This is a genomic window from Corynebacterium sp. MSK039 (genome assembly GCF_030232315.1).
Taxonomy (GTDB): domain Bacteria; phylum Actinomycetota; class Actinomycetes; order Mycobacteriales; family Mycobacteriaceae; genus Corynebacterium.
This window is the reverse complement of the sequence record NZ_JASPJL010000001.1, coordinates 341,744-354,994: the sequence shown is the minus strand read 5'-3', so window position 1 is coordinate 354,994 and position 13,251 is coordinate 341,744. Positions and strand designations below refer to the sequence as shown.

The 13,251-nt window shown below is 67.0% G+C and carries 7 protein-coding genes; 6 read left to right on the top strand and 1 reads right to left on the bottom strand.

What is annotated here, in order from left to right:
* Positions 1–17 precede the first annotated feature (17 nt).
* From QP997_RS01590 to ffh, 6 genes are all read left to right on the top strand, one after another.
* Positions 18–314, top strand: coding sequence for an acylphosphatase (locus tag QP997_RS01590; protein WP_284757691.1), 297 nt, complete (start codon positions 18–20; stop codon positions 312–314).
* A gap of 51 nt (positions 315–365) precedes the next feature.
* Positions 366–3,854 carry a chromosome segregation protein SMC gene (gene smc / locus QP997_RS01585; protein ID WP_284845991.1) on the top strand — a complete coding sequence of 1,163 codons (3,489 nt, stop codon included), beginning with the start codon at positions 366–368 and terminating at the stop codon, positions 3,852–3,854.
* 79 nt (positions 3,855–3,933) lie between these two features.
* Entirely contained in the window at positions 3,934–7,488 is a 3,555-nt protein-coding gene (locus QP997_RS01580) for a hypothetical protein (RefSeq protein WP_284845990.1), read from the top strand.
* 5 nt (positions 7,489–7,493) lie between these two features.
* Positions 7,494–9,176: a signal recognition particle-docking protein FtsY gene (ftsY, locus tag QP997_RS01575; RefSeq protein ID WP_284845989.1), complete on the top strand. Its 1,683-nt coding sequence runs from the start codon at positions 7,494–7,496 to the stop codon at positions 9,174–9,176.
* 112 nt (positions 9,177–9,288) lie between these two features.
* Positions 9,289–9,840: a hypothetical protein gene (locus QP997_RS01570; protein WP_350309540.1), complete on the top strand. Its 552-nt coding sequence runs from the start codon at positions 9,289–9,291 to the stop codon at positions 9,838–9,840.
* 144 nt (positions 9,841–9,984) lie between these two features.
* Positions 9,985–11,571 carry a signal recognition particle protein gene (ffh, locus tag QP997_RS01565; RefSeq protein WP_070758841.1) on the top strand — a complete coding sequence of 529 codons (1,587 nt, stop codon included), beginning with the start codon at positions 9,985–9,987 and terminating at the stop codon, positions 11,569–11,571.
* A gap of 78 nt (positions 11,572–11,649) precedes the next feature.
* On the opposite strand, the gene QP997_RS01560 is transcribed toward ffh, so the two are convergent.
* Complete coding sequence (locus QP997_RS01560; RefSeq protein WP_284757685.1) at positions 11,650–13,242, bottom strand: protein adenylyltransferase SelO; 1,593 nt, start codon at positions 13,240–13,242, stop codon at positions 11,650–11,652.
* Positions 13,243–13,251: the final 9 nt, after the last annotated feature.

The window sequence follows — 13,251 nt, the reverse complement described above, 5'->3', positions numbered from 1 at the left end:
GCTAAGGAGAAACGGAAGTGACTGAGCAACCACAGGTCCGCCTCACCGCCTGGTGCCACGGCCACGTCCAGGGCGTCGGCTTTCGCTGGTGGGTCGCCGGCCAGGCCAAAGCCCTGGGGCTGGCAGGCTCGGCCACGAACTACCCGGACGGGCGGGTGCTCGTTGTCGCGGAGGGGGCGCGACACCTGGCCGAAGAATTGCTCGACCGGCTCCAACCCGGCGCGTTGACGAACCCGCAGCGCCCGGGACAGGTCACCACGGTCGTCGAACTGTGGGGCGAACCCAAGGGTGCGATCGGCTTCGAGCGTCGCTAACGCGCGAGCCTGTGCTTAGAGCTTGTCCGCACGCAACGATAAGATAACCGCATGCACCTCAAGTCGTTGACTCTCAAAGGATTCAAGTCCTTTGCGTCTTCGACGACCCTGAAACTCGAGCCAGGGATCTGCGCGGTCGTTGGCCCCAACGGCTCGGGTAAGTCCAATGTCGTCGACGCCCTGGCATGGGTGATGGGGGAGCAGGGGGCGAAGACCCTGCGCGGCGGCAAGATGGAGGACGTCATCTTCGCCGGTGCCGGTGACCGCAAACCGCTGGGGCGGGCGGAGGTCACCCTCGTCATCGACAACTCCGACGGCAAGCTGCCAATCGAGTACTCCGAGGTCGCAGTCACCCGCCGCATGTTCCGCGACGGAGCCAGCGAATACGAGATCAACGGGGCCAAAGCCCGGCTCATGGATATTCAGGAGCTGCTGAGCGACTCGGGCATCGGCCGCGAGATGCACGTCATCGTCGGCCAGGGCAGACTCTCCCAAATCCTGGAGTCCAAGCCCGAGGAGCGCCGCGCCTTCATCGAGGAGGCCGCGGGTGTGCTGAAGCACCGGCGCCGCAAAGAGAAGGCGCAGCGCAAACTGGTCGGCATGCAGGCCAACCTGGATCGCCTCCAGGACCTGACTGACGAGCTGCACCGCCAGCTGGGGCCCCTGGCCCGACAGGCTGACGCCGCTCAGCGGGCGTCCACCGTGCAGGCCACCATCCGGGACCGTCGCACGGTGCTGGCCGCCCACCACGTCCGCACTCTGTCGGAGAACCTCCACGAGGCCAACGCCGAGGCCGGGCGGCTCATCGAGGAGCGCGAATACCTCACCGAGCAGCTTGAAGAGCACTCCGGTGAGCTCGCCGAGGTGGAGGAAGAGCTGCGCACCGCGTTGGAGGACGCGGAGTCGGCCCGCACCCTCTGGTACCGACTTTCGGCGGTCGCGGAGAAGAACTCCGCCTCCCTGCGCATCGCGGCTGACCGCGCTCAGGCCAGCGAAGAGACCGCCTGGCTGGGACCCGACCCCGCTCATCTGTTGGAGCGCGCCGAGCGGGCAGATGCCGAACAGGAGGAGCTCGACGAGGCCGTCGAGATTGCCCAGGAGAAACTCGAGGGCATCAGGGAGACCGTCGCCGAGGCTCAGGACGCTGCCCGGCAGGCAGAAAACGAGCACCTCGCCCAGGTCCGGGCCATCGCGGACCGGCGTGAGGGCGTGGTGCGGTTGCTCTCCCGCCAGGAAGCAGCCAGCGAGCGGTTGGCTAACGCACAAGCCGAGGTGGAGCGCAGCGAGGAAGCTGTGGGCGAGCACACCGAGGAGCTAGAAAACCTCAGTGAGGAACTCGCGGAAGCCGCCGACGCGCTGGCGGATATCGAAGGTGGGGGCGAGGAACTCCGCGCAACCGCAGAGCAGCTCGCCCGCGAGGTGCAGACCGTCGAGCAGCGCGCAGAGGAGCTACGCAACCAGGAACGCGCGCTGGAGCGCGAGATCGCTGGCCTGGAGGCCACCATCACCGGCTGGCAGGAGCGGCTTCGCCCCACCGACGGCGCCGCCCGAGCGACCTCCGCCGCCGAGGAGCAGGGGCATGCGGTGAGCACCCTGGCGGAGAACATCACGGTCACCGGCGACTGGTCCGCCGCAGTGGCTGCCGTCCTAGGCGCGATCGCGCCCACTGGGGTGGTGACTGCATCGGACGACGCAGTCCTCAGTGCGCTCGAGGGCAGCGATGAGGGCCGCGCCCTCGTCATCGAATCCGGCTCCGAAACCAAGGAGACGGCCGGCTGGCGTCTCGATGTGACCCTGCCCGCGGGGCAGTGGCTGCTGGACGTCATCGAGCCCAGCCATAAGGTCGCCGCCGCGCTGAACGCGATGCTCGTCGACGTGGTCGCCGTGGCAGACGCCGCTGAGGCTCGCCGCGTCGTGGCCGCCGACACCAGGCTGCGGGCAGTGACCAAAGCCGGCAGCCTCTTCGGCCCCGGTTGGTTCGCGGCCGGCCGCGGGGGAGCCACCCCAGCGGTGGAGCTTGCTGCGAAGATTGACCAGGCCACCGCGGACGTCGCCGAAAAGAAGGAACAGCTCGCCGACCTGAAGGCAAGCCTCGACGCTGCGCTGGAAACCACCGCCGAGCGCCGCGCCGCAGCCAGCAGCGCCAAGGCCGCCGTCCAGGAACAACGGGCACGCGTCCAGGCGGCCCAGCATCGCTTCAAGGCGGCGGAGAACGCGGAGGAATCGGCGCGCCGCAGCGTCGAGCGCGCCACCGTCCAACGCAACCAGGCCGAGGAGCGGGCGCGGCAGGCTGATGAGGAACTCGCCGAGGTTCGGGACCGACTCTCGCGCGTGCAGGAGCCGGAAGAACAAGAGGAGCCTTCCACCGCGCAGCGCGACCGCACGGCCCAGGAACTCACACAGGCCAAGGCCATGGAGATGGACGCGCGTCTGCAGCTGCGCACCGCGGAGGAACGCGCCGCCGCCACCCGCGGCAAGGCGGAAAACCTGCGGCGCCAGGCTCGCCAGGAGGAGGCCTCGCGCAAACAGCACGAGATCGCGCGGGCCCGCCGCGAAGCTAAGCGTCAGGCCGCGCTCATCGTGCAGGAACAGGCCGAACGGGTCGGCCAGCGCATTGCTGATGCGCTCCATCGTGCCCAGGAGTCCCGCACCCTGACCGAGCAGGCACACCGCCAATGGCAGGAACGCATGCGCCAGCAAAAGGCTGAGGTCAATAAGTACAACAGCCAGCTCGGGGCGGTCACCCAGCGGGCGCACGAGGCGGAGCTGAAACGCAACCAGGCACAGCTCAAGCTCGAGCAGGCCGCGGAATCCGCGATGGAGCAGCTCACCATGACTCCCGAGCAGCTGCTGGCCGTCGAGCTGCCGGAGGATTTCGACCAGGCCACAGCCCGTAAGGAGCTCAAGCAGGCGGAGAAGGATCTCAACTCCCTCGGCAAGGTCAACCCCTTGGCTCTGGAGGAGTACAAGGCGCTGGAGGAGCGCTATTCCTTCCTTGCCAGCCAGCTCGACGACGTACAGCGCGCCCGCGAGGACCTCAACGGGGTCATCAAGGACGTGGACAACACCATCCTCACCCTCTTCGTGGACGCCTGGCACGACGTGGAGGAGCAGTTCCCCAAGGTCTTCGAGACCCTCTTCCCGGGCGGGTCCGGCCGACTGGTGCTGACCGATCCGGAGGACATGCTCACCACCGGCATCGAGGTCGAGGCGCGCCCGCCGGGCAAGAAGGTCAAGCGGCTGAGCCTGCTCTCCGGCGGTGAGAAGTCGCTGACCGCACTGGCCCTGCTCGTCGCCATCTTCCGCGCTCGCCCGAGCCCCTTCTACGTCATGGACGAGGTCGAGGCCGCTCTGGACGACGTCAACCTCCGCCGCCTTATCGCCCTGTTCGAGGAGCTGCGGAAGGACTCCCAGCTGATCGTGATCACACACCAGAAGCCGACGATGGATGTGGCCAATGTCCTTTATGGCGTGACCATGCGCGGGGACGGCGTGACGCGCGTTATTTCGCAGCGCATGAAGCCATTGGAAGCCGGTTAGCCCAGGCCAGCCCGCACACAGGGGGAGCGGGCCGGGGCGCGCGGAATCGCCGCGGGGCCAGAGGCTAGGATTGGCGGACGTGACTACCAGCCCGATTGCAGACCTGAATGACACGCTCCTCGCCTGGGCCTCCAGCGCCGAGGCGGAACTCGCGACGAAGCTCAAGGACGTCCAGCTTTTTGTGGAGTTGGACATCAATGGTGATGAACTCGAGCGACTCACCCGCTTCTATGGCACCTTTCTAGGCCGCCAGATCGCTGCCGGCGCGGACGATGCCGCGCTGTTGCAGACCTGCCCGGCGCTGACCGCCGCAGTGCTGATCTCGCGGGCCGCGAAGCTCAACGAGGTTCCCCAGGTGGCCGCCGAATTCTGGGCCGGGCTCGGTCTGGAGGCCACCGAGGATCGGGTGGCGCTCATCGAAGGCCACTTCGCGGAGGTTCTGCAGGCTGCTGGGTTGGACCCGATGGATAACCTGGCGGGTGGCCCGGACGGTGAGATGGGGCGGCTCTTCGGGCACGTGGGCATCGCCAGCGACTGGACACCGGAGCTCATCGAGCTGATCGATACCCGCCGCATGTCGGGAGAGGCTGCCGAGGACTTGAGCGAGGAGGCAGCGGCGGTCGTCGCTGAGCTTGCGACCCAGCGACTGCAATTAGGGCCGCTGTGCGCGACCTCCCCGGAACTGGCCCAAAAGCTGATTGAGCCGGTCGTCCGGGTGGTGCACCAGGGGGCCGTGGAAGGGCAGTGGCACCGCGCGCTGCAGAAGAACTCCGTCTGCCCGCTGGTCGCCGAGGAGATCGCGGCGGAGCTGCGGGAGCGCCCCATCGGCACCGTGGATCGCCGCTACACGGTGGGCGTGGCCCACGCGGAGGATCGACCGCGCCTGCGCCTCGATGTGCTGCGCCGCCGGGTGCTGTTGCGCCTGCCGGAGCAAGAGCTGGCAGATAGCCACTTCACCAACCCCGATGAGGTGCGTTGGCGCCTGGACTTCGACGGCAGCCCGTCCGCATTCATCACCAGCAAGGCGGACCGCCCGGGCGCGAAGACCAGCGAGATTTTCGACATTCCGGTGCGCCGGCCCCTGCGTGAGATTTGGGTGCGCAACGTTGCCTCCCGAGAGCAGTGGCAGGTTTCCATGGTCAGCACGGATAATCCCAGCCTGATCTTCACCGAGCGCGGCGGCGACCTGACGGAGATGGCCACCCTGCACCACGCTGCGGTGTGGGTGGTCTGCCCCTCCGACGCCCGCGCGGTGGACCCGGTGCGTGATCAGGAGATCCCGGTACTTGAGGAGCACGAGGTCAAGGCCTGGGAAGGCTGGACTATCCGCCTGCTCGATCTCTCCGAAGCTCTCTCGCTACACCTCGAACGCCCAGGGGAGCGCCGCCCGTCGATCGGGAGCGTGCGCGCCGTCGACCCGCGGCAGCGCGTGCGGTTCGTTGAGCTCGGCGAACCCGTCCCGGGTCTGCGCACCCAGTCCGGTCGGCCAATCCATTCGGAGTCACTTCTTGTGGAGTTCCCGCCGACCCAGTCGGGAGCGGTCGAGACTTGGTTCTTGACGATCGGTGCCTACGCGGGCCCGGGCGAGTACGGCGACACGGTCGCCGATGAGGAACCCCTTGAGGTTCCGCCGGAGGGCGGGTCCTTCGAGGTCTTTGACCCGGAGGCCTATGACAGCCCATGGGCCGGCGAGTACCTGGTGCGCCTGCGTGGACCGCGTAACGAGTCCTTCCGGCACGAGTACGGACTGGTCGAGGGGCTCAGCACCGACGTCGAAATCGATGGTCCCTCCGCGCTGACCCGGTTGCCGCAGGCCGGGGGACTGAGCCCGACCACGGTGAAGCTGCTCGCCGGTGATAAGCCCTTCTCCCGCCGGGTGAAAGCCACCGTCGGCCCCGATCAGAAGTACGTCACCACGGTCGTGGAAACCGATGCCGGCGACGCGCTACCGGTTGTGGTGCACCCACCACGGCTGCGCTACCAGCTCACGCTGCGTGGCGAGGAGCCGATGTGGCGCACGGAAGCCGTGCGCACCAGCTCCTCCTGGCTGGACCAGGACACCAAGTTCCGCGTCCGCCCCGGCAGCCCCCTGGACCTGCCGCTCGAGCGGCCTAGCCTTGTCATCCGCGACCGCCACGGCGCCCCGGTGCGCACGCTGAAGCTGGAGACGGAGGACAACATCACTTGGTCCGCGGAGCTCGCCGCCGCAGCGTCTTCCCTCGCCGTGCTGTCGCAGGGCAGCTTCGAGCTGGAGTTCATCGACTCGGTGGCCCGCCGCCGCGTCTCCGTCCGGCTGGCAAACATCGTCCCGGCACCGACCTGGAATGTGTCCTACGCCGACGGTTCGCTCGTCTTCGACACGGGCGCGGATGCTGACGCCCCCGACCTCGGCTGCTGGAGTGCGTGGGTCTGGCCCGTCACGGCACCGTGGCAGCCCGCCCGTACCGTCACCATCGGTGCCACGGGTGAGCCTGTCGAGCTTCCCGCCGAACTGCAGGACGCCGGTCCGCTCGCCGTTCAGCTGTTCGCCCCGGATCGTTTCTCCTTCCTCCGTCCCCCCTCCGGCCCGGGCGAGCGCGCGCAGACCGTCGAGGCCGAGGGCTACTTCGGGCGAGGGGAGGACACCCCGTGGTCGCACCTGTCTGCTTTCCTCGTCGGTCAGGCCGAGCAGGCACCGTCCGACCCAGAAATCCTGCCGACCCTGTGGGACGTGCAGGCCGGTTGGCTGCAGAAGCGCGCCCAGGTGCCGCCTCCGCTCTCTCAGCGGGTGCGCGAGGCGCTGACCCACGATGCGCGCGCATCGGTGCACGCGATGGGACGCTCGCTGGTCGCCACCGCGGATCGGCCGGCGCAGTTCATCGCCTCCGGCCTGGTGCATTCCTCGTTTGACGTCACCCAGGAAGAGCTGATGAGCCCCGCGGAGCAGAAGCGGGACGAGATCGGCACCCCATGGATCCACGCCCTGGATATCCTGGGCGCGATCGCTCGACTGGATGAGGATGACGCCGAGCAGCTGCCGAGCATCAAGGCGCTGAAGAAGCAGCTGGCAGCCACCGCGGGCGAGGGGGCCGTCAAGACCCTGGAGATGGGGCACGACCGTTCCCTGGAAAACTCCTGCATCGACGCCACCACCGTCCAGATCGCGCACATGAACGAGGATCAGCAGAAGGCGGTGCTCGCCATGTTCTTCGGCGACGCCGGTCTGGTCCCGGGTGCGATTTCGGACGAGAACAGCCGACTCATCGCCGTGTTCGATACCTTCACCCACCGTGTGGCGCTCTCCGAGCTGCTCGGGGACCCGACGTTGATGACCACAGCGGTGGCGGTGCTGCGCCGGATCAAGTCCGCGAACCGCCAGCTGTACCTGTCCGCGCGGGTGCGCTTCGAACGCCTCGACGGGGTGGATACCGATGATCCGCAGAACCGCTGGGCACTGGCGCCGGTGATCTCCATGGTCTTCGCGCTGGCCACGCGCATGCACGCGCACGGCCACCTGCCGACCTTGGGCAAGCTGCCGCAGGCCTATGAGGGCTGGGCGAAGATGGCCCAGCTGGTTCCAGACCTCGTGACCGGCGATGTGGTCCTCGCCGATGCGATGGTTCTCGGTGTGTTCGGGCCAAATCTGAAAGACTAGGGATTATGAACGTTTTCATCTGGGTACTCATTGGCCTGGTGGTGCTGGCCGCCATCGTGGCGATCGTCGTCGTGGCGGGCCTGCGCCGCAACAAGTCCAAGCAGATCTCCTTCGAGAAGAGTCCGGAGATCGAGAAGAAACCGTCCTCGGGCGACTACCAGGCCAAGGGTGGGTTTAACTTCACCTCTGGCGGGGAATCCCCGGCGCCGACCTCGGAGGATGCAGGCCGCCCGACGATGGATATCGGCGGGGTGAGTGTCCCGGCTCCTTTCGAGAAGGAGAAGGAGACCCAGCCGCGGGGCGAGGCTCCTGCGGAGTCTTCTGAGAAGTCGGCACCGGCGAAGGCTGAGCCAGAGCAGCCCGCGGCTGAGAAGGCTGAAGCGGAAAAGGTCGAGGCGGAAGAATCCGCGCCCGCTGTACCGGAGGAAGAGAAGCCGGTTCCGCCAGCAGCGCCCGCTGCCCCGGTAGCCCCTGCCGCTGAGCAGGACAAGCCGGCCGCTGAGAAGGCAGCCGACGAGTCGCAGGGGGAGCAGGCTGGAAGCGAGAAGCCGGTCACGGCCGAGCCTGCCCCGAAACAGGAGACCACCGCACCGGCTGACGTCCCGGCTGCGCCAGCCGAGACCCCGGAGGCGCCTGCCGCGGAGAAGGAGGTCGGGCAAGCCGACGAGATCGCCGCTGCGACAACGGCTGAGGATGAGCCCGTAGACGCGGTTGAGCACGCCGCCACCCCGGCAGAGAAGCAGGAGGTCGCTCGCACCCAGGAGATCGCGCCAGTGGAGGGGCGCCTGGGCAAGCTGCGTGGCCGCATGGCGAAGTCCCAGAACGTCATCGGTCGCGGCGTGCTCGGCATTCTCAGTGCAGGCGACCTGGATGAGGATGCCTGGGAGGAAATCGAGGACACGCTGCTCATGGCGGACCTCGGTGCCGACACCACGATGAAGGTCGTGGACTCCCTGCGCGAGCGCATCGCCTCCCAGGGCGTGGAGAGCGAGGAGCAGGCGCGCGCGATGCTGCGCGAGGTGCTCATCGAGGCCGGCAAGCCGGAGCTGGATCGCTCCATCAAGGCGATGCCTTATGAGGGCAAGCCGGGCGTGATCATGGTTGTTGGCGTGAACGGTACGGGCAAGACCACCACCACCGGCAAGCTCTCCCGCGTGCTCGTCGGCATGGGTAAGCACGTCGTGCTGGGTGCCGCAGACACCTTCCGTGCGGCCGCTGCCGACCAGCTGGAGACCTGGGGCAACCGGGTTGGTGCTCGCACCGTCCGCGGCAAGGAGGGCGCGGATCCGGCGTCCGTGGCCTTCGACTCGGTGAGCCAGGGTATGGATGAGCAGGCGGACGTCGTCCTCGTGGACACCGCAGGCCGACTGCACACCTCCGTCGGGCTGATGGACCAGCTCGGCAAGGTCAAGCGTGTCGTGGAAAAGCGCGCCCGCGTGGACGAGGTGCTGCTCGTTCTGGATGCCACGGTGGGGCAGAACGGCCTGATGCAGGCCCGCGTATTCCGCGACGTCGTGGACATCACCGGCGTGGTGCTGACCAAGCTGGACGGTACCGCCAAGGGCGGCATCGTCTTCCAGGTGCAGGAGGAGCTCGGCGTGCCGGTCAAGCTGGTCGGCCTCGGCGAGGGAGCGGACGACCTCGCGCCCTTTGAGGTGGAGAGCTTCGTGGACGCGCTCCTGGGATAAAAAGAGTTTTTCAGCCGCAGTTTTTTGGGGTTTGAGCGGCGGAACCTAGTCATGGGTTCCGCCGCTTTTTGTATTTTTCTCTGTTTTTGCGTGGCCGGATAGTGATAAATTTATTTTCTGTAATCACACTCACCCGACCGAGCTCTTCGGTCTCGCGCACAGTATCTTCGACGCTTCCGGGAATCCTCTCATCGACGCGCACGGCATGCCGAACGCCGTCAACGTCCTGTTTCAGATGACCTTTGCCATGATCGCCACCGCGATCATCTCCGGCTCGCTGGCCAACCGGGTGAAGATCCACACCTGGCTGATCTTCACTGCAGTATGGGTCGTCCTGGTGTATGCGCCGATGGCTCACATGGTCTGGGGCGGTGGACTCCTCGGCGAGGGAGCCAACAGCATGTCCGCGTGGCTCTTCGGGGCCCATGTGGAAGGCGCCGAGACTGTCGCGAATATTGCCCCCATCGACTTCGCAGGCGGCACGGTCATCCACATCAACGCCGGGGTGGCTGGCCTCGTGCTGGCTTCTTTTAGCATCTCGCTGAAGCACCGCCTCGGCTGGCGAATTAGCGCCGAGGAGGAGAACACGGGCATCGATGTGACGCACCACCGCGAACGGGCCTATCACGCGCTCGTCGATGCGACGGTCGCTCAGCGGGAGTAGCCCCGCAACTGACTCTCACACGCCCGGTCGTTGCCGGACAACGCCCCCGCCGCGCTAAGGTGGCAGGGATAACTACTTAACGTTGTTCGCCCCGACCGGGCGTTGAGACGTTTTCAGCGATCGTATTAAGGGAGACACGAGAACGTGTTTGAGTCACTTTCAGACCGGCTATCAGGTGCCCTCAAGGGGCTGCGTGGCAAGGGCCGCCTCACTGAGCAGGACATCAACACCACCGCACGCGAAATCCGTCTCGCGCTGCTCGAGGCGGACGTCTCCCTGCCCGTCGTGCGCGCCTTCATCAAGCGCATCAAGGAGCGCGCCAACGGCGTCATCGTCTCTGAGGCGCTGAACCCGGCCCAGCAGGTCATCAAGATCGTCGACGAGGAGCTCAAGGAGATCCTCGGTGGCGAGACGCGCCGCCTGACCCTGGCCAAGCACCCGCCGACCGTCATCATGCTCGCCGGTCTGCAGGGTGCGGGTAAGACCACCCTGGCCGGTAAGCTCGCCCGCTACCTGTCCAAGCAGGGCCACACCCCGATGCTGGTGGCCTGTGACCTCCAGCGCCCGGGCGCGGTGCAGCAGCTGCAGATCGTCGGTGAGCGCGCTGGTGTGACCACCTTCGCCCCGGACCCGGGCACCAGCCTGGAATCTCACGACCACGAGATGGGCACCTCCACGGGCGACCCGGTCGAGGTCGCCGAGAAGGGCATCGAGGAGGCCTACCGCACCCAGCACGACATCGTCATCATCGATACCGCAGGCCGCCTCGGCATCGACGAGACGCTGATGACGCAGGCGCGCAACATCCGCGACGCCGTTGAGCCCGACGAGGTGCTCTTCGTCATCGACGCCATGACTGGTCAGGACGCCGTGACGACCGCCGAGGCCTTCCGTGACGGCGTTGACTTCACCGGTGTGGTCCTGACCAAGCTGGACGGCGACGCCCGTGGTGGTGCCGCCCTGTCCATTCGTGAGGTCACCGGCAAGCCGATTCTGTTCGCCTCCACGGGTGAGAAGCTCGAGGATTTCGATGTCTTCCACCCGGACCGCATGGCCTCCCGCATCCTGGGCATGGGTGATGTCCTCACCCTGATCGAGCAGGCCGAGCAGGTCGTGGACCAGGAGAAGGCCATGAACTCTGCCGAGCGCATGGCATCGGGTGAGCTGACGCTGGAGGACTTCCTCGAGCAGATGATGATGATCCGAAAGATGGGTCCGCTCGGCAATATCCTGAAGATGCTGCCTGGCGGCTCCCAGATGTCCCAGCTCGCGGACATGGTCGACGAGAAGCAACTGGACCGCATCCAGGCCATCATCCGAGGCATGACCCCGGCGGAGCGCAACGACCCGAAGATCCTGAACGCCTCCCGCCGCAAGCGCATTGCTGCCGGTTCCGGCGTCCAGGTCTCCGAGGTCAACCAGCTGGTCGAGCGCTTCTTCGAGGCGAAGAAGATGATGGGCCGCATGGCCGGTCAGTTCGGCATGCCCGGTGGGCGTTCTGCGACGAAGAAGCAGAAGAATCACCGCAAGGGCAAGGGGAAGAAGGGCCGCAACAAGAACCGTCGTTCCCCGCAGCGCATGAACCGTCAGGGCATGCCGGGGATGCCGGGGATGCCAGGCATGGGTGGCGGAATGCCATCGATGAAGGAACTCAAGGCGCTGCAGGACCAGCTGCCCCCGGGCATGGAGGGCATCGATGTGGAGAAGATGTTCGGCGGAGGCAAGAAATAACCTCCACCCGCTCCGCGTCAGCACGTCGCGGCTGGGGAGTGCCGCCAGTGTTTCCTGCTGGCGGCTAGCGGCTGGCGGCTAGGTGCCGCACACGGTGCGGAAACCCGTTGGGGAGGGGGTGGGCTTCTCCCAGCGCTCCAGGACCACGCGGCGGGTGAAGGGGGCGCGCAGAGCGTCCCACAGCTGCTCGAAGGGGGCGTAGTCGCCGCCGAGGGCCGCTGCCAGTGCCTCCTCGACGTGGGCGTTGCGGGGGTAATACACCGGGTTGATGCGGGCCATGAGCTCTCTATCGGGCTGTGCACCCGACCACTGCTCACACCAGTGCGAGAGATCGCGCAGTGCAGCGCGGTTATCGCCCAGCGCGCCGTTGGCTGACCACGTGTCGTGCCACGCTTGGCTACCGAGCCCTGCCGGGTTGGCATCGGTGTCGGTGAGCTGGCGCAGGACCTGCGCTACATCGAGCTGATGCTCCTCGGCCAACACCTGGAATTCGCTCAGCACGTGCTGGTGGGAAGGCTGCTGCGCGTCGAGGCCGAGTGCGTCGGCGAATTCCGCATCGAGCGCGTGCCGGTAGATCGCCGAATACTCATCCAGCACGTCTTGCGCCGCGGCCACCGCGATGCGATTCGCTTCGGCCGCGTCCATGCCCGGCGCTGGGGTGAGCAGCGGCAGCATCGCCTCGGCCAAGCGTGCCAGGTTCCAGCCACCGATCGCTGGCTGATTGCCGAAGGCATAGCGGCCGTGGGCGTCGATCGAGCTGAACACGGCCTGCGGGTCGAAGCGATCCAGGAAGGCCGCGGGGCCGTAGTCCAGCGTGAAGCCACCGATGGCGGTGTTATCCGTGTTCATCACCCCGTGGACGAATCCGAGCCGCATCCACTGCGCGATCAGCCGGGCCTGCGCTGCCGCGACATGCCGGTACAGCTCCAGGTAGCGCTCCGGGGCCGAAAGCTCGGCGAGTTCAGGGAAGTGGCGCTGGATTGCCATGTCTGCCACCCTCCTCAGTAGGCTCGAGGCGTTCTCCGGGTCCCGCATGCGCGCTGCCTGAAAGGTCCCGACCCTTAGGTGACTGGTGGCGACCCGGACGATGGCAGCTGCTGGCTCGGTGCGGTGGCGACGAACCTGTTCGCCGGTGGTGAGCACGGCCAGGCTCCGGGCGGTAGGAACGCCCACAGCATGCATAAACTCACTGAGCAGGAACTCGCGCAACGCTGCCGTCAGTGGCGCCTTGCCGTCGGAGCCGGGGCGGGAGTACGCAGTGGTGCCCGCCCCCTTGACGTGCAGATCCAGCAGCTCGTCGGTGTCGGGGGTGCGACGCTCGCCCAGCAGGACGGCGCGCCCGTCGCCCATCTGCGGGTTGAAGCTGCCGAACTGGTGGCCGGCGTAGAACTGGGCGACTGGGCGAGCCTCGGAATCAGTTCCGCGACCGAGCAGAAACTGCACGCCAGCGGGGGAGCCGAGCCAGTCAGCATTCAGGCCCAGCTCGGCTGCCAGGGGTTCGTTCAGCACGAGGATCCGTGCCCCAGGTAGTGGGGTGGCAGGCTCATAAGGCGCGGTGAGCTCCGGAAGCTGGTGGGCGAAGTTGTATTCGAGCGTCGGCGAACCCGTGGCGCCGTCATGGGGGTGATGGCCACTGGGTGCCGCGGCCTCGCTGGAGTTTCGGAAACACATAGTGCCCAC

Bases quoted from the DNA above. Each gene is read 5' to 3' on its own strand.
- QP997_RS01560 (WP_284757685.1), bottom strand. From the start codon at position 13,242: ATGTGTTTCCGAAACTCCAGCGAGGCCGCGGCACCCAGTGGCCATCAC.
- ftsY (WP_284845989.1), top strand. From the start codon at position 7,494: ATGAACGTTTTCATCTGGGTACTCATTGGCCTGGTGGTGCTGGCCGCC.
- smc (WP_284845991.1), top strand. From the start codon at position 366: ATGCACCTCAAGTCGTTGACTCTCAAAGGATTCAAGTCCTTTGCGTCT.